The sequence below is a fragment of the Streptomyces sp. NPDC006655 genome (assembly GCF_040703965.1).
Lineage (GTDB): Bacteria > Actinomycetota > Actinomycetes > Streptomycetales > Streptomycetaceae > Streptomyces.
Genome location: NZ_JBEYJU010000071.1, coordinates 14352 through 34409, shown reverse-complemented (window position 1 = coordinate 34409; position 20058 = coordinate 14352). Strand labels below are relative to the sequence as shown.

Annotated in this window: 18 protein-coding genes and 2 pseudogenes; 18 read left to right on the top strand and 2 right to left on the bottom strand. The window is 69.1% G+C overall.

Features of this window, described 5'->3' with window-relative positions; all coding sequences use genetic code 11:
- The first annotated feature begins 62 nt into the window (after positions 1-62).
- From AB0958_RS31745 to AB0958_RS31725, 5 genes are all read left to right on the top strand, one after another.
- Complete coding sequence (locus tag AB0958_RS31745) at positions 63-809, top strand: SDR family oxidoreductase (protein ID WP_366893923.1); 747 nt, start codon at positions 63-65, stop codon at positions 807-809.
- Positions 810-886: 77 nt separating this feature from the next.
- Complete coding sequence (locus AB0958_RS31740; protein WP_366893922.1) at positions 887-1588, top strand: GntR family transcriptional regulator; 702 nt, start codon at positions 887-889, stop codon at positions 1586-1588.
- A 94-nt stretch (positions 1589-1682) separates the two neighbouring features.
- Positions 1683-2837, top strand: a complete 1155-nt coding sequence (locus tag AB0958_RS31735; RefSeq protein ID WP_366893921.1) for an acyl-CoA dehydrogenase family protein — start codon at positions 1683-1685, stop codon at positions 2835-2837.
- On the top strand, positions 2834-3898 hold the full coding sequence (locus AB0958_RS31730) for an acyl-CoA dehydrogenase family protein (RefSeq protein ID WP_366893920.1): 1065 nt from the start codon (positions 2834-2836) through the stop codon (positions 3896-3898). Before AB0958_RS31735 ends, AB0958_RS31730 begins: the two co-directional genes overlap by 4 nt.
- Positions 3895-5109: a CaiB/BaiF CoA-transferase family protein gene (locus AB0958_RS31725; protein WP_366893919.1), complete on the top strand. Its 1215-nt coding sequence runs from the start codon at positions 3895-3897 to the stop codon at positions 5107-5109. Before AB0958_RS31730 ends, AB0958_RS31725 begins: the two co-directional genes overlap by 4 nt.
- A gap of 43 nt (positions 5110-5152) precedes the next feature.
- Here AB0958_RS31725 and AB0958_RS31720 read toward each other — a convergent pair whose 3' ends face one another.
- Positions 5153-5779, bottom strand: a complete 627-nt coding sequence (locus AB0958_RS31720) for a TetR/AcrR family transcriptional regulator (RefSeq protein WP_366893918.1) — start codon at positions 5777-5779, stop codon at positions 5153-5155.
- Between the two features lie 230 nt (positions 5780-6009).
- On the opposite strand from AB0958_RS31720, the gene AB0958_RS31715 reads away from it, so the two are divergent.
- Positions 6010-6795: a helix-turn-helix domain-containing protein gene (locus tag AB0958_RS31715; protein WP_366893917.1), complete on the top strand. Its 786-nt coding sequence runs from the start codon at positions 6010-6012 to the stop codon at positions 6793-6795.
- Between the two features lie 88 nt (positions 6796-6883).
- A complete protein-coding gene (locus tag AB0958_RS31710) occupies positions 6884-8854 on the top strand; it encodes an NAD(P)/FAD-dependent oxidoreductase (protein ID WP_366893916.1) in 1971 nt (656 codons plus the stop codon).
- Positions 8855-8898: 44 nt separating this feature from the next.
- On the opposite strand, the gene AB0958_RS31705 is transcribed toward AB0958_RS31710, so the two are convergent.
- On the bottom strand, positions 8899-9705 hold the full coding sequence (locus AB0958_RS31705; protein ID WP_366893915.1) for an enoyl-CoA hydratase/isomerase family protein: 807 nt from the start codon (positions 9703-9705) through the stop codon (positions 8899-8901).
- Positions 9706-9907: 202 nt separating this feature from the next.
- On the opposite strand from AB0958_RS31705, the gene AB0958_RS31700 reads away from it, so the two are divergent.
- From AB0958_RS31700 to AB0958_RS31650, 11 genes and pseudogenes are all read left to right on the top strand, one after another.
- On the top strand, positions 9908-10324 hold the full coding sequence (locus tag AB0958_RS31700) for a nuclear transport factor 2 family protein (RefSeq protein ID WP_366893914.1): 417 nt from the start codon (positions 9908-9910) through the stop codon (positions 10322-10324).
- A gap of 139 nt (positions 10325-10463) precedes the next feature.
- Positions 10464-11621: a serine hydrolase domain-containing protein gene (locus AB0958_RS31695; protein ID WP_366893913.1), complete on the top strand. Its 1158-nt coding sequence runs from the start codon at positions 10464-10466 to the stop codon at positions 11619-11621.
- Positions 11618-12481: an SDR family NAD(P)-dependent oxidoreductase gene (locus AB0958_RS31690; RefSeq protein ID WP_366893912.1), complete on the top strand. Its 864-nt coding sequence runs from the start codon at positions 11618-11620 to the stop codon at positions 12479-12481. Before AB0958_RS31695 ends, AB0958_RS31690 begins: the two co-directional genes overlap by 4 nt.
- Before the next feature lie 25 nt (positions 12482-12506).
- On the top strand, positions 12507-13457 hold the full coding sequence (locus AB0958_RS31685; RefSeq protein ID WP_366893911.1) for an alpha/beta hydrolase: 951 nt from the start codon (positions 12507-12509) through the stop codon (positions 13455-13457).
- 65 nt (positions 13458-13522) lie between these two features.
- Complete coding sequence (locus AB0958_RS31680; RefSeq protein ID WP_272121181.1) at positions 13523-14449, top strand: SMP-30/gluconolactonase/LRE family protein; 927 nt, start codon at positions 13523-13525, stop codon at positions 14447-14449.
- A gap of 64 nt (positions 14450-14513) precedes the next feature.
- Positions 14514-15419 (top strand): SDR family NAD(P)-dependent oxidoreductase, encoded by a 906-nt coding sequence (locus AB0958_RS31675; RefSeq protein ID WP_366893910.1) that lies wholly within the window; start codon positions 14514-14516, stop codon positions 15417-15419.
- A gap of 31 nt (positions 15420-15450) precedes the next feature.
- Complete coding sequence (locus AB0958_RS31670) at positions 15451-16677, top strand: cytochrome P450 (RefSeq protein ID WP_366893909.1); 1227 nt, start codon at positions 15451-15453, stop codon at positions 16675-16677.
- Between the two features lie 14 nt (positions 16678-16691).
- Positions 16692-17012: a 2Fe-2S iron-sulfur cluster-binding protein gene (locus AB0958_RS31665; RefSeq protein ID WP_366893908.1), complete on the top strand. Its 321-nt coding sequence runs from the start codon at positions 16692-16694 to the stop codon at positions 17010-17012.
- A complete protein-coding gene (locus AB0958_RS31660; RefSeq protein ID WP_366893907.1) occupies positions 17009-18283 on the top strand; it encodes an FAD-dependent oxidoreductase in 1275 nt (424 codons plus the stop codon). Before AB0958_RS31665 ends, AB0958_RS31660 begins: the two co-directional genes overlap by 4 nt.
- A 612-nt stretch (positions 18284-18895) precedes the next feature.
- Positions 18896-19510: pseudogene (locus AB0958_RS31655) on the top strand (IS30 family transposase); the annotation flags it as partial.
- A 4-nt stretch (positions 19511-19514) separates the two neighbouring features.
- A pseudogene (locus AB0958_RS31650) lies at positions 19515-19827 on the top strand (integrase core domain-containing protein); the annotation flags it as partial.
- Between the last annotated feature and the right edge of the window lie 231 nt (positions 19828-20058).

Sequence of the window (20058 nt, the reverse complement as noted above, 5' to 3'; positions counted from 1 at the left end):
ACGAGGAGCGGGACCGCGCCAGCGCGAATCTCCGACAACCACTGTGCAGGGAAAGGAACACGATGTTCGATCTTTCGGGCCGCACCGCCCTGGTGACCGGGGCCGGTCAGAACGCCGGAGCGGGGATCGCTCGGGCACTGGCCACGCAGGGCGCCGCGGTGGCGGTCAACGATCTCGTGGCCGAGCGGGCCGAGGCGGTCGCCAAGGAGATCACGGCCGCGGGCGGGACAGCCGTCCCGGTCGCCTTCGACGTAACGGACCTCGACGGGGTGCACGACGGGGTCGGCAGGGCTCGCGCCCTGCTCGGGCGCCATCTGGACATCCTGGTGCACAACGCGGGCATCGCGGCCGACTTCGGTCAGGGACACTTCCGTACGCTCGACCCGAGTCGGTGGCGGGCCCCTGTGGAGATCAATCTGTTCGGCGCCATGAACTGTGTGTCGGCGGTCATCGACGAGATGTGCGAGGCGGGCTGGGGACGGATCGTCCAGATCTCCTCGGGGTCCGCACGCACCGGATCCGCACACGGTCTGTCGCTGTACGGGGCGGCCAAGAGCGGGGTCGAGGGCTTCGTCCGGCACATCTCCCAGGAGGTCGCCCCCCTCGGCGTCACGGCCAACACACTCGCGCTCGGGCTCCAGGCGAACGCCGCCGGGGACAGCAACGCGGACATCGCCGCCAGGATCCCCACGCGCCGGCTCGGCACCCCTGAGGACGTCGGTGCCGCCGTCGTCTACCTCGCCTCCGCAGAGGCCGCCTGGATGACCGGCCAGACCCTCAACCTCAACGGCGGCAGCGTCACGTACTGAGGTCGACGGGTTCACCTGGCCATGAGTGCGGCCAGGGTCCGCAACCCCTACGGTGGAGCGGATCGCAAGGAGTGCCCATGCCGCCCAGAAACTCGTCCGCCACCGACACGAGGGCCCCAGCCAGCCAGGCGGTGGCGCGCGTGATCGACGGGATCAAACAAATGATCACGGCGGGGGATCTCCTGCCCGGCCAGCAGCTCCGCCAGGAGCACATGGCGGCCGCCCTGGGGGTGAGCCGCCTGCCGGTACGCGAGGCACTGCGCCAACTCGTTGCGGACGGGTTGGTCGTTCACGTGCACCACGTCGGTTTCGCCGTCGCCCGCCTGAGCCGGTCGGAGTTCGACCAGGTGTACCTCATGCGGCGGCTGCTGGAGACCGAGGTGATCCGTAGTCTGCCGCGGCCCACACCCGCTCAACTCGCGGAGATCGAGGCCCTGGCCGAGGAGGTCGAGCGGGCTGCCGCCGATCTCGACCTGCCGCGCATGCGCACGCTCAACAGCCGGTTTCACATGGCGATCTTCGGCCTGAGCGACCTGAGCCTCGTCGTGGGCGAGATCAAGCGCATCTGGACCTGGGCGCTGCCGTACCACTCGGTCTATCTCTACGACGGCGCCGGGCGGGCACGCATCCTCGCCGAGCACAAGGAGATGGTCATCGCGTTGGGGGCCGGTGACACGCAGCGCCTGGCCGACCTCATGGACGCCCACCGCGCGGGCTCCGAGGCCCAGTTGAACCTGATGCTCGAAGCAGGAGCGGTGGCGCGACCACCCGTGAGCTGACCTGCAAGCCGGTGTTCCGTCCACTCAACGGAACACCGGCTACTTTTTTGGATCCAATCTCATAGCGTGGACCGGACCTGAAGGAGGAGTCCGGTTGAGCGCGACAATCCATCTCTCCCCGCACCAGCTCGGCCCCGCAGCGCGTGAACTCCGTAAAGAAGTACGAGGCTTCCTGGACAGCGAGCGCGAGGCAGGAACCTTCACCCCGCGCTGCGACGCCTGGATGTCCGCCCCGGATCCGGCGTTCAGCCGTCGCCTCGGGGCGCGTGGCTGGATCGGCATGACACTCCCCACCGCCTACGGAGGCCATGGCCGGTCTGCTCTCGACCGCTTCGTCGTCACCGAGGAACTGCTGGCCGCCGGCGCGCCCGTGGCCGCCCACTGGATCGCCGACCGGCAGATGGCACCCTCCCTTCTGCGTCACGGCACCGAGGCGCAGCGGCACCGCTACCTGCCCGCGATCGCCCGCGGCGAGTGCTACTTCGCCATCGGCATGAGCGAGCCCGATGCGGGCTCGGACCTGGCGTCGGTGCGCACCCGGGCACGGAAGGTGCCCGACGGCTGGGAGGTCTCCGGGACGAAGGTCTGGACGACCGGGGCGCACTACGCCCATGCGATGGTCGTCCTCGTCCGCACCGACGGTTCACCGGACGACCGGCGCTCCGGCCTGTCCCAGTTCGTCGTGGATCTGCCGGCACCGGGTATCGAGATCCGGCCCATCCTCACCATCGACGGAGAGCACCACTTCAACGAGGTCGTGTTCGATTCGGTCGTCGTCCCGGAGGACAGTCTGCTGGGCGAACGCGGAGCCGGCTGGGGTCAGGTCACCGCCGAGCTGGCGCACGAACGGTCCGGCCCCGAGCGGCTGATGAGCACGGTGCCGTTGCTGCATGCCTGGACGGAGCAGCTGCCCCACGGCCCGGGCGACGCAGTGGCGGACCGGGCGCTCGGCAGGCTCACGGCTCGTGCCTGGACGCTGCGCCAGCTGTCGCTGTCGGTGGCCGCCGCTCTCGCCGAGGGACGGTCGACCGAAATCGCCGCAGCGCTGGTGAAGGATCTCGGCTCTCGGTTCGAGGGGGACGTGGTGGAGACCGTACGGCAGCTGACGGACGCCGAGCCCCGAAGAGGCGCGGACGGACTGGAAGGGCTGCTGGCCGAGGCGGTCCTTCACTCTCCGGCGTTCACCCTGCGGGGCGGCACCAACGAGATCCTGCGCTCGGTCGTGGCGCGTGGGCTGGGGGTTCGATGAACGCCGATCTGCACAAGGAGATTCGCTCAGCAGTCGCCACGATCCTGCGCGCCCACAGCACAGAGGGAACGCCCTCGGCGGACTTCGACCATCGCGTGTGGAAGGACCTGAGCCAAGGAGGGTTCCATCTGCTGGGCGTGCCTGCGGAGGCCGGCGGCAGCGGGGGCGGGCTGAGCGCTCTCGCCGTGGTGGTCGATCTGACCGCCTTTCACGCCGTCAGGGTGCCGGTGGCCGAGGCCGCGTTCCTCGCCGGATGGATGCTGGCCCGCACGGATCTGTCCCTGCCCGAAGGGCTCGTGGTCGCGTCCCTCGACGAAGCTCACGGTGAGCGGCGAAGCGGTGCACTCCGGCTGTCGGGAAGCATTCGAGTGCCGTGGGGGCGGCATGCGAATCACGTCGTCACGCCCGTGCGTTGCGGTGGCGAGACCCTGATCGCCGTCCTGCCCGTGCCGCAACAGGGCTCGGAGGCCATACGCCTGGTGACGGCCGAGAACCTTGCCGGTGAGCCGCGTGACACGCTGATCCTCGACGGTGTGGAACTGGCCGACCCTGTCGCCGTCGTGGCGCCGCCCAGCGTCGACTCGGCTGCGCTGATGCGGCGAGGGGCGCTGGCCAGGTCCCTTCAACTCGGCGCAGCGGCCCGCTCCGTACTCGAATCGGCCGGCCGGTACATCACCGAGCGGGAGCAGTTCGGTCGCCCGCTCGCCCACTTCCAGGCGGTGCAGCACCAGTTGGCCGTGCTCGCCGCGGAGGTCACCGCTCTCCAGGTGAGTGCGGACGCCGCTCTGCTGGCTGTGGAGACTGACGATCCAGGCGCGGCTGTGGCGGTGGCCGCGGCGAAGGCCACCGCCTCCGCGGGCGCACAGTTGGTCGCCTCCATCGGCCACCAACTGCACGGCGCGATCGGCTACTCGGCCGAGCATCGTCTCGGGCAGGCGACGACCCGGTTGTGGGCCTGGCGGGAGGAGTTCGGCAACGAGAGTCACTGGCACGACCAGCTCGCCGCCATGGTGCGTCAGGACGGTCCATGGTGGCCCCTGGTGGCAGGTGGCACGCGATGAGCGCGGCCGGAGCCATCCAGGGCGTGCGCGTACTCGATCTGAGCCGGGTCCTCGCCGGCCCGTTCTGCGCGCAGATGCTCGCCGACCACGGCGCTGAGGTGATCAAGGTCGAGTTCCCCTCGGGCGACGAGACGCGGCGCTGGGGACCGCCGTTCGTCGACGAGGCCGCGACCATGAGCGCCTACTACCAGGGGCTCAACCGCAGTAAGGCCAATATGGCACTGGATCTCCGGGTGCAAAGGGCCCGGGACGTGCTGCACGACCTCATCGCCCAGGCGGATGTGGTCGTGGAGAACTTCAAGCCCGGCACCATGGAACGCTGGGGCTTCGGTTACGAGGCCCGCCTCTCGAAGGAGTTCCCCCGGCTCGTCTACTGCCGGATTACCGGCTACGGCGCCGACGGCCCGCTCGGTGGGCTACCAGGGTACGACGCCGTACTCCAGGCCTACGGCGGGCTGATGAGCGTCAACGGAGAACCGGACCGTGAACCGCTGCGTGTCGGGGTACCGATCGTGGACATCACCGCCGCGCACCAGGCTTTCGCGGGTGTCCTGCTCGCTCTGCTGGAGCGGACACACAGCGGGCGCGGACAGCTCGTCGACGTGACGCTGTTCGACGCGGCCCTGTCGATCATGCATCCGCATACCGCGAGCTATCTGCAGTCGGGCCAGGTGGGCAGGCGCACCGGAGCGGCGCACCCTACAGTCGCCCCGTACCAGGTGTTCCGTACCGCGGGGCAGGGACGCCTGTTCGTCGCCGCCGCCAGCGACGCGCAGTTTGCGGCACTCACTGACGTCCTCGGGATCCCCCGGCTGGCAGAGGACCCCCGCTTCCGGCGCAACCGGGACCGGATGGTCCACCTACCGGAGCTGTTGGCGGAGTTGGAGCCGACGTTCCTGACACGGAAGGCGGAGGACCTCGCGCCGGCCCTCACGGCGCGTGGGGTCCCGGCCGGCCCGGTCCACGACGTCGAGGGCGCGTTGTCCGCACCGCACACGCGGCACCGTTCGATGGTCGTCCAGGACGGCGCCTACCGCGGCATCGGCGTACCCATAAAACTGAGTCGGTCCGCTCCCACGCCGCCCCGGGCACCGGCGGCCACAGGAGCGGACACCGACCTCGTACTCGCCGAACTCGGCTACAGCGCTGAGGAGATCACCGCGCTGCACCGATCCGGCGCTCTCGGACCAGAGGACACCCCCGCGGACTGATCCGCCCCTGAGGATTCCAGAGGGGCCCCAGAGGCCGCCTCGCTCACCCGCGCGCCAGCTGAGCAGGGCGGTTCGTCCGTACGCCGTCGAGCACCATCCGGAAGGCCTCGCGCAACAGGTCCGCGATGTCCTCTCCGGCCTCCGACGTGATCCAGTACATGAAGACCTGACGGGTCGCCTGCACAATCAGGAAGCCCGGCAATACGGACTCCAGGGTGCCCTCACCCTCTCCGATGCGTTCCCGCAGGAACTCGGCCATCGCCTCGCACAGTTCGTCGTCGACCTCCATCCACCGCAGGCGGTGCTGCGGGCTCGACGCCACCAGCGTCAGGAACTGTCGGCCGAAGGGGCTCAGGTTCGGCCCCGCGTCCAGTTCCGACGTCCAAGCGGCGACGAGCGCCTCCACCAGATCGCCGTCTTTGGGCGCGTTCCGCAGCGCTTGCATGACCATCCGCGAGCTGTGCCGGAACAAGGGCCGGACCACGTCCTCCTTGACGGGGAAGTGGCGGTAGAAAGTACGGGTCGACATGCCCACCTCGTCGGCGATGCGCTCGACGGTTGCCGAGGTGTCACCGTCGGCGACGAAGATCTCGGCCGCCTTCCGCGCAATGGTCATGTGCAGTTCCTCGGCCCGCCGCTCTGTCAGCGTCGGACGGCTGCTCTTCACCATGACTGCACCTTTCCATGCACTGCGCCAGTACCGTCGCATCGGCCGACGCACGGTCAACCCGTATGAGGAAATTGGATCCAATCCGTTTACGGGTTGGCAATCCAGCAGTAGACTCCGGCCTGTCAGTTTGCGACATGTTGTCGCAACGTGCAACCGGGCGACGATGCCGGGAGGCCACTATGACCACGGCTCCGACAAGCCAGGGCGCACCCATCACCATGATCGACAGGGTGGCCTCTCTGCTTCAGGTATTCGACGGCCGATCCAGACTCACGCTGGCCGAGATCTCACGGCAGGCCGATCTGCCGCGTTCGTCGACGCATCGCATCCTGCAGCGTCTGGTCGAACTGGGCTGGGTGGAACGCGAGGGGTATCAGTACAGCCTCGGCATCCGGATGTTCGAACTGGGTTCGCAGGTCGTCCGGCGCGACCGTATCCACCGGGCATCCCTGCCGTTCATGCACGCGCTGCACCGCTCAACCGGTCTGACCGTGCACCTGAGCACCCTCGTCGCCTCGGACGTGCTGCACCTCGAACGCACCGGCGACTGGCCGGAGAAGGGGGACAGTTGGTGTCTGGGGGCCCGGCAGCCTGCCGTGCACTCGGCCGCCGGCCGGGCCCTCCTCGCCCAGCTCGCCGAGACCGACTGGCCCACCCTGGCCTTCGCGCCACCTGCCACCGTGTACGGGATCCACACACTCCGAGATCTCCGGCGCGACCTCGAGCGCGTCCGCGACCGAGGCGGCGTCGCTGTCGACTTCCAGGGCTGCGGAACCGGGATCACCGTGGTGGCCGCCCCCGTCGGCCCATCCGGGAGCAACGTGCGCACAGCACTCTCACTGTGCGGGCCCGTGGACGCCCTGCCGACGCAGGAAGCCGGCGAGGCCGTACGCATGGCCGCGATGGACATCTGGTACGCCGCGTCCGGGATGCCTCGCCGAAGCCGAGGCACTGGCGGGGGCCTCTCCCGTCCTCTGCGGCGCTCCGACAGGACGCCAGTCCCGTCCCACGAGTGACCTCAGCCCGACGATTCCTCGCTCGTCTCGACTTCTCTCACGGCGTTGTTCGCCACGCTCACCCACTCGCCAAGGAACCGGTACCCCGATGACCTTGATATCCCCGAACCAGCCCACCTACGTCCTCTCCCCCGTCACCAACGCTGACCGGGAGGCGCTCGCAGCGGCCATAGATGTCGCCGAGCCGGGCGCGCTGCTGATGTCGCTGGTCCATGTGAGCGGAGACACGAGTCTCGTCGACGAGTTCAGGGACAAGCTCTCGGAGGCTCGCCGCCTCGCTGAGGACGAGGGACGCCCGCCGACCGTCATGGGCGAGTATCCGTCGGCGGTCGCCTCCGAGATCCGCGCCCGGGCTCGCAAACTCCTCGACGGCCCGCTGACGCCCCGTATATCGGTCCCCGGGAACTTGCTCTTCCGGCGGATGGCCGAGGTCTGCCTGAATGACACCGTCGGCGAGGAGTACGTGCCCCATCTGCGGGAGCAGGGAGGCTTTGAGGCGACGCGGCCGACCGTCACGCGGAACCGCACTCCCCCCGCGGACTTCAGCGTCGCGATCATCGGTGCCGGGATGATCGGCGTGAACGCCGCGATCAAGCTCGGCCAGGCCGGCTTCGGTTGCCGGGTCTTCGAGGAGCGCGAGGACCTCGGCGGCACGTGGTCACGCAACACCTACCCGGGGGCCGCTGTCGACACCCCGAGCCACTTCTACTCTTACTCGTTCGAGCTCAATCCCGGGTGGTCGAAGTACTACCCGACGGGACCCGAGTATCTCGCCTACCTGCGGGGCGTGGCCGACAAGTACGACCTGCTTCCGCGCATCACCTTCTCGACCAGGGTGCTCGGCTGTACGTGGCACGAGAACGACCAGATCTGGGAGATCACCGTCCAGCACAAGGACGGCACCGTCCGGACGCATCGCGCAAACGCCGTGGTCACGGCCACGGGCGTACTGAACGGACCGTCGATCCCCGACATCGACGGAGCGAGCTCGTTCGCGGGCGAGATGATGCACACGGCGGAGTGGCGCCCGGATGTCGACCTGTTCGGCAAGCGCGTGGTCGTCCTCGGCGCGGGCTGTACGGCCGTCCAGGTCGTCGCCGACATCGCCGACCAGGTGGAGTCTCTGGACGTCGTGGCACGCCAGCCGCACTGGGTGATCCCCGAGCGGAAGGTCTCCGCCGAAGTACCCGACGGGATGCGGTGGGCGCTGGAGAACATTCCCTACTTCCACCAGTGGTTCCGGACCAAGACGTACTGGTGGGCCGCGGACAAGGGCTGGCCTGTTCCCCGTATCGACGAGGAGTGGTACGCCACGCACGTCTCGGCCTCTCCGGCCAACGACGCGGTGATGCAGGTGTGCCTGCGGTACCTGGACGAGGCGTTCGCCGACCGTCCCGACCTGAAGGAGAAGCTGACGCCGGACTTCCCCCCGTTCGCCAAACGGATCGTGAAGGACCCCGGCTTCTTCCAAGCCGTCAAACGAGACAACGTATCGGTGCACCGAGCGTCCTTCCAGCAGATCCGCCCCGACGGTGTCGTCACGACGGAGGGGAGGTTCATCGCGGCGGACGTCATCATCTGGGCCACCGGTTTCAAGCTCGAATACCTCGGATTCCTGGATGTCGTGGGCCGCGGTGGCATCAGGCTCAGCGACGAGTGGGCCGACCAGAACCCGCGGGCGTACCTGGGCATCACCGTTCCCGGCTTCCCCAACCTCTTCGTCACGGCGGGCCCGAACGCCGCACCCAACCACGGGGGCGGCCACAACGTCACGAGCGAGGAACACGTCAACTACGTCGTCGAAAGCCTCCAGTACCTGATCGAGAACGACTTCACCTCGTTGGAGCCAACCCGGGAGGCCGCCGACACCTACAACCGCCGCGTCGACGACGAGCTCGACAAGACGGTCTGGAAGCACGGCGGCACGGCAAACGGCTACTACCGCAACAAGGCCGGGCGCGCGTGGGTCAGCTGCCCGTGGCGTCTGGTCGACTACTGGGCCATGCTGCGCGCGCCCGACCCGGCGGACTACGTCTTCTCCGCACGCGCCGAGAACTGATCGCCATCGCAGGCCGTCGGGACGGGCAGCGACGGCCCTCGTCGTCATTCCCCGCGGAACACCGGCGGTCGCCGCTCAAGACTCGCCGCGATGCCTTCGGCGCAGTCGCGGGTCGCCCACAGGCGGGCCTGCTCGGACAGCTCGTGTGCCAGCGCGTCACCGACCCTGCGCGAAAGGTCGCCGCGCAGCGTCGAGCGGATCGACCTGACGGCGAGGGGTGCCGCGGCAGCCAGCGATCGCGCCCACTCCAGAGCCGCCTCGCGCTGCGCGCCGGGGCCGGACAGCCGATCGACGAGCCCCATGGCGTGGGCCTCCTCACCCCTGACCGCCCGGCCGGTCAGCAGCATGTCCGTGGCGGCCTGTCGGCCGACGAGTTCCGGCAGCGTCACGCTCAGCCCGAAGCCCTGGTGGAAGCCCAACAGCGCGAAGTTGGCGACGAAGCGCGCGCCCGCGTCGGCGACGCGGAAGTCGGCCGCGCAGGCCAGGCCCAGACCGCCGCCCACAGCCGCGCCCTGCACGGCGGCGACGATCGGGACCCCGATCTCGAAGAGCTGCGCGGCGCGGCGGTAGAGGCGCTCCGACACTCCTACCCGGTCCTGGTCGAAACCGCCTCCGTCACCGAAGTTCGCGCCAGCGCAGAAGTGCTTGCCCTCGGCGGCGAGCACGATGGCTCGACACTGTGGGTCCTCGTCGAGTGCGCGGGCGGCGTCGACGATCCGGCCGATCAGGTGCTCGTCGAAGTAGTTGGCGGGCGGCCTGCGCATGACAAGAAGCCCGACGCCGTCCTCGAGCGTGACCGACAGGTCCCGTCCTTGCACTTCCTTGGTCTGAGTGTCGGCGTCTGGTGTCACGGAAGCGGCCTCCATGTCGGCGAGGACTACGGTCGGCTTCCAAAATCCCCCGGATGAAGGGCCCTCACGCAGAAGGTGTCCGGTGAGTGGACGTTCGCTCCGGTGGCTGGCCGCTCCGGGCGCACAGTCGGTTGCGGGGGCTCGGACCCCGCGCCGCATTTGACACCGGCTCGTTCCGCCATCCACCGAGGGCAGGAGAGACATGCAACTCCCCCAGACGGACCCGAAGGACACACCGGACGTCTTCAGCATCGTGAACGTCCTCAACGCGTTCGCCCGCATGGCCGACGAAGGCACCGTGGCTCAGATCGGCAGGTTGCTCGCCGACGACGTGGAATGGCACATGTCCGGTGTGGTCTGGCGGGGACATACGGCGGTCCTCGAAGGCCTGGCGGAGATGCGTGCCCTCGGGCGCGCCGGCCCCGACTCCGGCAACCGACACGTCGTCACCAACCAGGAGGTGTATGTCGAGGCTGAGCACGCCGGGGCGTTCTCCTCCTTCCTCCTGGTCTCCCGTGCCGCCCCGGCCTCGATCCTGGTCACGGGCTCCTATCGGGACGAATTGCGGCGCTGTGAGGACGGCCGATGGCTACTGGCCAAGCGGGAAGTGTCGGATTGACATTGCCGGCCGGAAAAGCCGTCCACTCACCGGAACAGCGCGCCGGAGCGTCCATACACCCGGCCTAGCGTCAACACCGAGCAACGAGGCCGCGGTTGCGGCGTTGCGCAAGGGCCCGCACATCGCCCAAGGAGAGCCGATGACCGCCTTGGCCACCCATGACCCACGCATCACGAAAGCCCTCGAACGTTCCCTGGAACTGGGCGAGACCGGCATCGCCGTGGCCGCCTATCACCGTGGCGAGCTGATCGTCGACGCCGTGGCGGGTCTCGCCGACGTCGAGCGCGGCACACCGGTCGACGAGCGCACTCTCTTCCCGGTGTTCTCCGTGACCAAAGGGGTCACGGCGACGGCGCTCCACCTGCAGGCCGAGCGCGGGTTGGTGGATCTGCGGGCTCCCATCGCGCGGTACTGGCCCGAGTTCGCCGCCCACGGCAAGGAGACGATCACGGTCGAGCAGGCGCTGTCGCACCGCGCGGGGATCCCACAGATGCCCGAGGGTGTCACGCCGGACCTGATGGCGGACTGGGAGTGGATGACGAGCCGCATCGCCGAGTTCAGGCCGGTCTTCGAGCCGGGCACCACCAGCGCGTACCACGTGCTCGTGTGGGGGTGGATCATCGGTGAGGTCGTGCTCCGCACGGACCCGGCGCACCGTCCCTTCGACGTCTTCGTCGCGGAGGAGATCTGTACGCCCCTGGGTGTCGAGAACTTCCATCTCGGCGTTCCCGACCCCGACTTGGGGCGTGTGGCCACGCTGTACGGCGGTAACGAGTTCGGGATCGTCGACGACCACAACGTCAGCCCGCCGGCGGTCTTCCCGGGATCTGACGCCCACAACCAGCGCACCGCGCAACAGGCCGTGGACCCCGGAGCGGGCGCGATCGCCACCGCCGGTTCCGTGGCCCGGATCTTCGCGATGCTCGCCGAGGGGGGTGAACTCGACGGTACCCGGCTGCTCTCAGCGCACCGGGTGGCCACCTTCACCCGGCCGCGCCAGGACCCGCACGCCCCGGACCGGATCCTGACCATCCCGGTCTGGTTCGGCGCGAACGGGTTCTGGCTCGGCGGCGAACCGGAGGCATCCGATCCGCTGGTCGGCGACCACCGCGACATCATCTACAGCCCCGGCGCGGGAGGCTCCGTCGCGTGGGCCGACCTCCGTGACCGGGTTGCCGTCGCGATCTGCCACAACAACATGGACACCCCGGCGATCCAGAGTCCCGAGCGGACGTTCGCACCCGTCGCACGAGCCGTCCGCGAGATCGTCGCCGAACATGAAGGGAACGGCCGATGACTTCCGCACAGGAGTTGTTCGGCGGGGGCATCGCCGTGATCACCGGGGCCGGTGCCGGCATCGGAGCGGGTCTGGCCCGTTACGCCGCACGCGAGCTCGGCATGTCCGTGGTGCTGGCCGACGTCGACACCCGTGCCATCGCCGAGCTGCGTGCCGAGCTGGAGGCCGTCGGCGCCCGCGTTCTCGACGTGACCTGCGACGTGCGTGACCCTCAGGCCCTGGAACGGCTGGCGGAACGCACGATCGCCGAGGCCGGTCCTGTCAGGCTGCTGGTCAACAACGCCGGAGTCGAGCAGTTCGGGTATCTGTGGGATACGCCGGAGCCGAACTGGGAGCGGCTTCTCGCCATCAACATCAGCGGTGTTTTCCACGGCATCAAGGCGTTTCTGCCCCGGATGACGGCCGAGCCGGGGCAGTCCTGGGTCTGGAACCTCTCCTCGGTGGGCGGGGTCAGCGCGAGTCCACTGCAGGCGCCGTACATCATGAGCAAGCACGCCGTCCTGGCCCTGACCGAATGCCTGCACCAGGAGGTCGAGCTCGCCGGCCACGCTCATCACGTGCATGTCCAGGCGGTCCTGCCGGGCGCGGTGGCGTCGGACATCTTCGAGTCCGCCGGTGCCGTCGAAGACGGCGACATCGCCGCTGCGGAAGACCACCGCGCCGCGATGCTGAGGATCAAGGCGCACGCGATGGACCCGGTGGACGCTGCGCGGGTGTTCTTCGACCAGGCGGCCGAGGGTGAGTTCTATCTGCGGTCCCAGCCCTTCGTCGCCGACGCCATGGCAGCGCGGGCCGACGTCCTGACGCATCGCCGTGCCCCGCTCCTCATCCGCGGCGACTACGCCGTTCCCGCGAACTGAGCCGCCACCGACGCCGGAGACCACCATGCGCCCTCAGCTTCCCCCGCTGGACCCGGACGCCGCGGCGATCGCCGCCGCTGTCGCCGACACGCCGCCGATGCGCAAGCGCGGCATCGCCGCCCTGCGCGAAGGCCTCGAAGCCATGCCCTTCCCGAAGGGCCTGCCGGTCATGGCCGAGACCAAGGATCTCCGGATCGACGGCCCCTGGGGAGAGATCCCGCTGCGAATCCACCGTCCCTCCCTCGGCGACCGGGCGCCGGTGCTGGTGTATTTGCACGGCGGCGGCATGTGCATGGGCTCCAACCACTCCTTCGAGCCACTCGCTCGTCATTTCGCCCACAGCAGTGGGGCCACGGTCGTGTCCGTGGAATACCACCTGGCCCCCGAATCTCCGCCCCCCGCACAGTTCGACGACGCCTACGCCGCCACGCTCTGGACCGCCGAACACGCCGACGACATCGGAAGCGACCCCGACCGGCTCGTCGTCATCGGCGACAGCGCCGGAGGCACGCTGGCCGCCGCCGTGGCCCTCGCGGCACGCGATCGAAGCGGCCCGGCGATCAGCTGCCAGGTCCTCGTCTGTCCCGGCCTCGACCGAGACCTGGGGGCCCGGTCGATCACCGAGTGCGCCGACGCGCCGATCCTGAGCCGGGACGACGTGTTGTTCCTCAACGAGACAGCCGACGGCGGCCAGGGCTACCCGGACAGCCCGTACCGCATCCCGGCCTACGCCGACGACCTCACCGGTCTGCCCCCGGCCATCGTGGTGACGGCGGAGTGCGATCCGCTCCGGGACTGGGCTGAGAGGTATGCCGAACGGCTGCGCGAGGCCCGCGTGCAGACCACTCTCACGCGTTACCCGGGCTCTTACCACGGCTTCCTCATGCAGTCCGACCACCTGGCCAGGGGGCGGCTCGCCGTCGCCGAGATCGGCGGGCTGCTGCGGGCCAAGTTCGCTCATCCGCTGCCCTTCTGACCAACGCCGCCGTCCCCCGTCACTCCGCATCCACCACCCGCTGCCAGCCCGTGCCAGGAGGAACCGTGACCGACACCGCCGTCGACCCGTTCGCCGACGCCCGCCCGCTCACACCCCACAAGCTGTCGAGCGGGTTCACCTGGGCCGAGTGCCCGCGGTGGCACGACGGGGCCTTCTGGTTCAGTGACATGTACGCCCACCGCATCCTGCGCCTCGACGCCGACGGGACGCCGCACACAGTGCTCGACCTCTCCCGGCGCGCCTCGGTGAACGGAGTCGAAGTCATCCCGGGCGGGTTCGGCTGGCTCCCCGACGGCACGCTGATCGTCACCTCCATGCACGAGCGGCTCGTCCTCGCCTACGACGGGGTGCGGCTGACGGAGTACGCCGACCTGCGCGACCTGGCGACCGGGTCGATCAACGACATGGTCGTCGACGGCGACGGCCGCGCCTACGTCACCCAGCTCGGCTTCGACCTGTTCGCCGGCGAGGCTCCGCGCGAGTCCGCGCTGCTCGTCGTGGAACCCGACGGCGCGTCCCGAGCCCTCACCGAGCTGGACGGCTTCATGGGCGCCAACGGCATCGCAGTCACCGCCGACGGCCGCCACGTGCTGACCGCGGAGGCCTTCGCCGACCGCATCACTGTCATGGACCGCGACGAGCAGGGTCGCCTGAGCGGGCGGCGGATCTTCGCCACGACACCGTCCCTGCCGGATGGCATCTGCCTGGACGACGACGGAGGCGTCTGGGCGGGGCTGCCCTCGGTGCCCGCCGTGGCACGGTTCACCGCCGGAGGTGCGATCACCGACGTCATCCGCTTCGACGTCACCGAGGCCCTGCCGCCCGCCTGCGTTCTTGGCGGCGAAGGCCGCCGGACCCTGTTCGTCTGCGCCGGCCTGGACGTTCTGGACTGGGAGGAATCCCGCAAGAACCGCAACGGGACCGTCTGGCAGGTCCCGGTCCAGGCGAGCGGCGGAGCCAACCGCCCCTGACAACAGCTCGCGCAAGGGGGCCGGCCAGCGGCGCGGCGCCCACCGATCAGTTGGGACCTGATACATGGACACTCTCTCGTTCGAAGACCGCGTTGTCGTGGTCACCGGTGCCGGACGCGGTATCGGCCGGGCGCATTCGCTGCTGCTGGCCGCGCGCGGCGCCGGTGTCGTCGTCGCCGACCTCGGGGCCCGCGTCGACGGCTCCGGCGTGGCCGGCGACGACCCCGCGATCGACGTCGTCGCCGAGATCCTTGCGGCGGGCGGGAAGGCCGTCGCGTGCCGGGCCGACGTGTCCACCGAGAGCGGGGCCGCGACGGTCGTCGACACTGCCGTCAAGGAGTTCGGCAGGCTCGACGCGGTCATCAACAACGCCGGCATCGTGCGCACCGCCCCCTTCGCGGACGTCCCGGCCGAGGAGTACCAGCGCCACCTCGACGTGCACTTCTTCGGCTCGCTGTTCGTGTGCCGTGCCGCATGGCCCCACCTGATCGCCTCGGGCTCCGGTCGAGTGGTCAACACCGTCTCCGCGGCGATGCTCGGCAACCCGCTGATGACGCACTACGGCAGCTCCAAGGGCGCGGTCTTCGCACTCACCCGCAACCTGGCCCTGGAGGGTGCCGAGCACGGCATCCTCGTCAACTCCCTGGCACCCGGCGCCGGTACCCGCATGGCCGAGAGCTCCGCCGACTCGCTGTCACCCGAAGTGATGGAGTACGTGCGGACCCAGCTCCTGCCCGAGCACGTGGCGCCTGTGGCCGCGTACCTGGTCCACCCCTCCTGCCGGGTGACCGGCGAGGTCTTCAACGCCGCGGGCGGAGGCGTCAGCCGCACGGCTGTCATCACCACCCAGGGCATCCACGAGACCGACCTGACCATCGAGACGGTGGCCGAACGGTTCGACGAGGTCATGGCCCTCACCCCCGAAGCACAACCGGAGTTGGTCGCCGCACCGCATCCCCACACCGCCTGAGCCACCCATCCCAGCCCAACCGGAGAAGCCGATGACCGCATCCACCGACGCCGGCACCGAGTACCCCTTCGGCCCACTGCCCGCCACCGAGGCCGTGGAGCACCTGCGTCGCCTCCTGGCCGACCGGCCCATGAGCAAGGTCACCATGCCGTACGGCGGCGACATCTGGATCGTGCACCGCAACCGCGCGGCACGGCAGGTGCTCGGCGACCCCCGGTTCGTCCGGGAGCCGTTCCGCACCGGTGAACGGGTCGTACCGTTCTTCGTGCCGTTCCCCGACTTCCTGCGCTCGACGCTGCAGTTCGAGGACCCGCCCCAGCACACGAAGCTTCGCAAGCTGGTGCAGAAGGCGATCTCGCCCCGGCGGGTCCGGGACATGCGCCATTCCGCCGTGGCCTTCGCGGGCGAGCTGATCGACGGAATGCTGGCCCGCGGCGGTGTCCGCGACCTCGTACCCGAGTACGCTCTGTCCCTGCCGATCGAGATGCTCAGCTCCCTGCTGGGCGTGCCTTCCTCGGACCGGGAGAAGTTCGAGCGGTGGAGCTCCTCCACGCTGTCGGTCGCGGGCAGGAGCGAGGAGGAGATCGCCGCCGATCTCGGAGAGCTCTCGGCCTACATGACGGATTTGATCGCGAAGCGCCGCGAGGAGCCACGCGATGATCTGCTCAGCGCTCTGGCGCATGCCCGCGAACGCGACGAGACGCTCACCGATGCCGAGATCCTTCCCATCGCATTCCTCCTCATCGTCGGCGGATTCGACAACACCGCCACTTTCCTTGCCACCGGGGTCCTGTCGCTGCTGCGCTCCGACGACCAGCGCGCGCTGCTGGTGTCCGACCCGGACGGTCTGGCCCCCACCGCCGCGGAGGAGATCCTGCGCCACAGTCAATGGGCGATCGGATATCCCGTGTTCGGGGGCGGAGGCCTGGTGCCGTTCGTCGCCACGGAGGACGTCGAGGTGGACGGGCAGCTGATCGCCGCGGGCGAGGCCGTCAGCTTCGACCCCGGTGCCGTGAACCACGACGCGGAAGTCGTCGAGAATCCCGCACGCTTCGACATCACCAGGACCGACAACCCGCACCTGATGCTCAGCCACGGCCTGCACCACTGCCTCGGCGCTCCCCTGGCCCGCATGGAGCTGCAGGTGGGCATCGCCGAGCTCTTCAAGCGCATCCCCGGCCTCCACCTGGCCGGCGAGCCGGTGTTCAACCGCGATGTCCTGACCCAGCCCATGACCAGCCTGCCCGTCACGTGGTGACGGAGGGGAGCAGCATGCCCAAAGTGTTCTACACCCAGCCCGACGGCACCGAGCGGGCCGTGGAGGGCGCGGTCGGCGACTCCGTGATGCAGACCGCCGTACGCAACGGTGTCCCGGGGGTGCTTGGACAGTGCGGGGGCGTGTTGTCCTGTGCGACCTGCCACGTCTTCCTGCACGAGCGGAACGCCGAGGACTTCCCTCCGATCAGCGAGGACGAGGACGAGATGCTGGACTGCACCGCCGTCGACCGGCAGGACACCTCACGGCTGTCCTGCCAACTGCCCCTCGCTGAGGGGCAGCACGTCCACGTCACCATCCCGAAGGCACAGCTGTGACCACCGACGGCCGTCTCCTGATCGTGGGCGCCGGGCAGGCGGGCGTCCAGACGGCGAGCAGCGCCAGGGAACTCGGCTGGCGAGGGCCCATCACCCTCCTCGGTGCCGAACCGCACGCACCGTACGCTCGTCCGCCCCTGTCCAAGGCCTTCCTCACCGGCACGGCAACCGTCGAATCCCTGGCCCTGCGTACGCCGGAGTTCTACGCCGGCCACCGCATCGACCTGGTTCTGGACGAGCGCGTGGAGCGCCTCGACCTGGCGGGCGACGGAACTGGCAGCGCCGTCACCGCCGTCGGCCGTCGGTGGGTCTTCGACCGTCTGGTCCTGGCCACCGGAGCGGCACCGCGGCGTTTGCCGCTGGAAGGCGCCGATCTTGACGGAGTGGTCGTGTTGAGAGACCTGCACGACGCGATGGCTCTCGCTCACCGTCTCGACGCCGCCTCGCACATGGTGGTGGTGGGCGGCGGCTTCGTGGGGTTGGAGGTGGCCGCCGCCGCCGTCGCTGCGGGCGTCCGCACGAGCGTGGTCGAGGCCGCCTCCAGCCTGATGAACCGCGTGGTCAGCCCCGTCACCTCGGAGGTCGTCGAGAGGGCGCACCGGGCCTGCGGGATCCACGTGCTGACCGGCGTCCGTCCCACCCGTTTCACCGACGACGGCCAGGGCGCCGTCGCGGCTGTGGAGTTGGACAACGGCGTTCGCCTGCCCGCCCGCCTCGTTCTCGTCGGTGTGGGCGCGGGCCCGCGCGACGACCTCGCCGCGGCCGCGGGCCTGCACTGCGACAACGGAATCATGGTCGACGACCGGTCACTGGCATCCGACGGTCACACCCTCGCGGTCGGCGACTGTGCGAACCTTCCCGACCCCTCCCCGACCCCCGGCCCCGCACTGCGCCTCCGCCTGGAAAGTGTGGACAACGCCGTCGAACAAGCCCGGGCCGCTGCCACCACTCTGGTCGGCCATCCTCAGGCCTACCGCAGTGTGCCGTGGTTCTGGTCCGACCAAGGCAGCCTGAAGCTTCAGATCGCGGGACTGGCCGCACCGGACGACGACGTCATCGTCCGCGCCGGCAAGCGCCCCGGACAGCACACGACGCTGCGCTACCGGGGCCCCGCCCTGGTCGCCGCCGAATGCGTCAACAGCCCCGCCGACTTTCTCGCGGTACGCAAGGCGCTCACCGCCGGTACCTCACTGTCGCGAGAAGCCGCTGCGGACACCCGTATTACGCTCAAACAGCACCTCAGCACCGCCCTGACCACCCTGCACCCCTGACGTCCCCAGTGGTCCCACTCAAGAAGCCTCGATGTCCTACGGTCCCTCATCGATCCTCGGCGAGGTACTCCGCACCGAACGAGCCGCAGCCGTGGTGCACAAACACCTCCCCGGTCTCGAGAACGCGCCGACCCGGGTGCAGTGCATGTACGGCACGCTGCAGCAGGTGGCCAGCCTCATGGAAGGCATCCGGAATGACCGAGCCGCCTGGAAGGCCTTCTTCGCCGAGCTGGCCACAGTTGCAGAGGACGCCCCGAACCCACCCTCTTCCATCACCTCGGCGGTCGTTCCGCCCTCGGACTACGAGTCATCGGAGGTGACGATCGGTAGCGCCAGGCTCGTCCAGCAGGACACCGCGACGCAATGGCGGAGGTTGGCGTTCGCATTCCCTGATGGGGACCAGGTGCACCTCGCCTGTCGCGTACGCGATGGAGGCGGTGTTGCCTGGGGCACGGAGGCCAGGTGTGAGCCGACGGTGGTGTCGGTGAGCAGGACGGTGCTCGTCGAAGCGCTGGAGGACGCCCTCGTCATCGCTGAACGCGAGTGGTCTGCCCGGCTCGCCGCCGGCAAGGCCCGTGGGACCTGCGACGGCGGGGACGTGTCAGCGAGCGGTGGGTGGCCGACTTCACCTATGTCGCCACCTGGTCCGAGATCGTCTACGTCGCGTTCGTCGTGGACGTGTTCTCCCGGGCGATCGTTGGCTGGTCCGCCTCCACCAGCAAGCGGGCCAAGCTCGTCCTCGACGCCCTCGATATTGCGTTATGGCGCCGGGATCGTGCCGGAACTCCCGCTGGTCCAGGGCTGGTTCATCAACCGCCCGTGAAGAACGGCCCGGCGTTGGGCGGTTACGGCGCCGTCGCGATGAACACTGCCCTGACGGTGTCGATGACGAAGCTACCTGAGCAGCTCCGCAAGACACTGACCTGGGACCGCGGGAAGGAACTCTCCGGGCATGCCCAGTTCGCTCTCGATACCGGGACGAAGGTGTTCTTCGCCGATCCGCACTCGCCCTGGCAGCGACCCAAGAACGAGAACACGAACGGGCTGCTGCGTCAGTACTTCCCGAAGGGCACCGACCTGTCCCGGTGGTCCGCCGAGGACCTCGAAGCCGTCGCCCTGGCGATCAATAACCAACCCCGCAAGATCCTCGGCTGGAAGACCCCGGCCGAGGTCTTCGAGGAACAGCTACGCTCACTACAGCAGCCCGGTGTTGCAACGACCGGTTGAACTCGCCCAGTACACGTCATTCGCGTTCACCGCTCATCTCCTCGAGGCCGGCATCGATGCTTCGATCGGCACCGTCGGCGACGCCCTGGACAACGCGCTCATGTTAGTCCCAGATCGGCCTCTACAAGACGGAGTTGATCAAGCCCCGTCGGCCCTGGCACGGCCTGGCCGACGTCGAACTCGCCACCGCGGAATGGGTCGACTGGTTCAACAACCAGCGCCTCCACACGGCGATCGGAGACATCCCACCCCAGGAACACGAGACCAACTACTACGCTCAACTCCAGCCCCAACCGGCGGCTGGAGTCAACGCATAGAGCCTCCACCAATCCCGGAGTGGTTCAATGTCCCCCTCCGACCATCCATGACCATGCAACAGACATCACCGGAATGGTAGATACCCACGAACGTCAGCCCACCTATCGTGGGTCTGCTGCCCCACTTTTCCGTGGAGAGTTGCGTAGTTCTACTGACGCTGTGCCGACTCACAGCGTCTACACCCCAACCGGAGTGAAACGGCGTACGTCGCCTGGCTGGCTGTACCAACG

Excerpts from the sequence above, each read along its gene's own strand:
- AB0958_RS31725 (WP_366893919.1), top strand. The coding sequence starts at position 3,895 with ATGAGCGCGGCCGGAGCCATCCAGGGCGTGCGCGTACTCGATCTGAGC.
- AB0958_RS31665 (WP_366893908.1), top strand. The coding sequence starts at position 16,692 with ATGCCCAAAGTGTTCTACACCCAGCCCGACGGCACCGAGCGGGCCGTG.
- AB0958_RS31745 (WP_366893923.1), top strand. The coding sequence starts at position 63 with ATGTTCGATCTTTCGGGCCGCACCGCCCTGGTGACCGGGGCCGGTCAG.
- AB0958_RS31695 (WP_366893913.1), top strand. The coding sequence starts at position 10,464 with ATGACCGCCTTGGCCACCCATGACCCACGCATCACGAAAGCCCTCGAA.
- AB0958_RS31730 (WP_366893920.1), top strand. The coding sequence starts at position 2,834 with ATGAACGCCGATCTGCACAAGGAGATTCGCTCAGCAGTCGCCACGATC.
- AB0958_RS31670 (WP_366893909.1), top strand. The coding sequence starts at position 15,451 with ATGACCGCATCCACCGACGCCGGCACCGAGTACCCCTTCGGCCCACTG.
- AB0958_RS31690 (WP_366893912.1), top strand. The coding sequence starts at position 11,618 with ATGACTTCCGCACAGGAGTTGTTCGGCGGGGGCATCGCCGTGATCACC.
- AB0958_RS31700 (WP_366893914.1), top strand. The coding sequence starts at position 9,908 with ATGCAACTCCCCCAGACGGACCCGAAGGACACACCGGACGTCTTCAGC.
- AB0958_RS31710 (WP_366893916.1), top strand. The coding sequence starts at position 6,884 with ATGACCTTGATATCCCCGAACCAGCCCACCTACGTCCTCTCCCCCGTC.
- AB0958_RS31720 (WP_366893918.1), bottom strand. The coding sequence starts at position 5,779 with ATGGTGAAGAGCAGCCGTCCGACGCTGACAGAGCGGCGGGCCGAGGAA.
- AB0958_RS31740 (WP_366893922.1), top strand. The coding sequence starts at position 887 with ATGCCGCCCAGAAACTCGTCCGCCACCGACACGAGGGCCCCAGCCAGC.
- AB0958_RS31675 (WP_366893910.1), top strand. The coding sequence starts at position 14,514 with ATGGACACTCTCTCGTTCGAAGACCGCGTTGTCGTGGTCACCGGTGCC.
- AB0958_RS31685 (WP_366893911.1), top strand. The coding sequence starts at position 12,507 with ATGCGCCCTCAGCTTCCCCCGCTGGACCCGGACGCCGCGGCGATCGCC.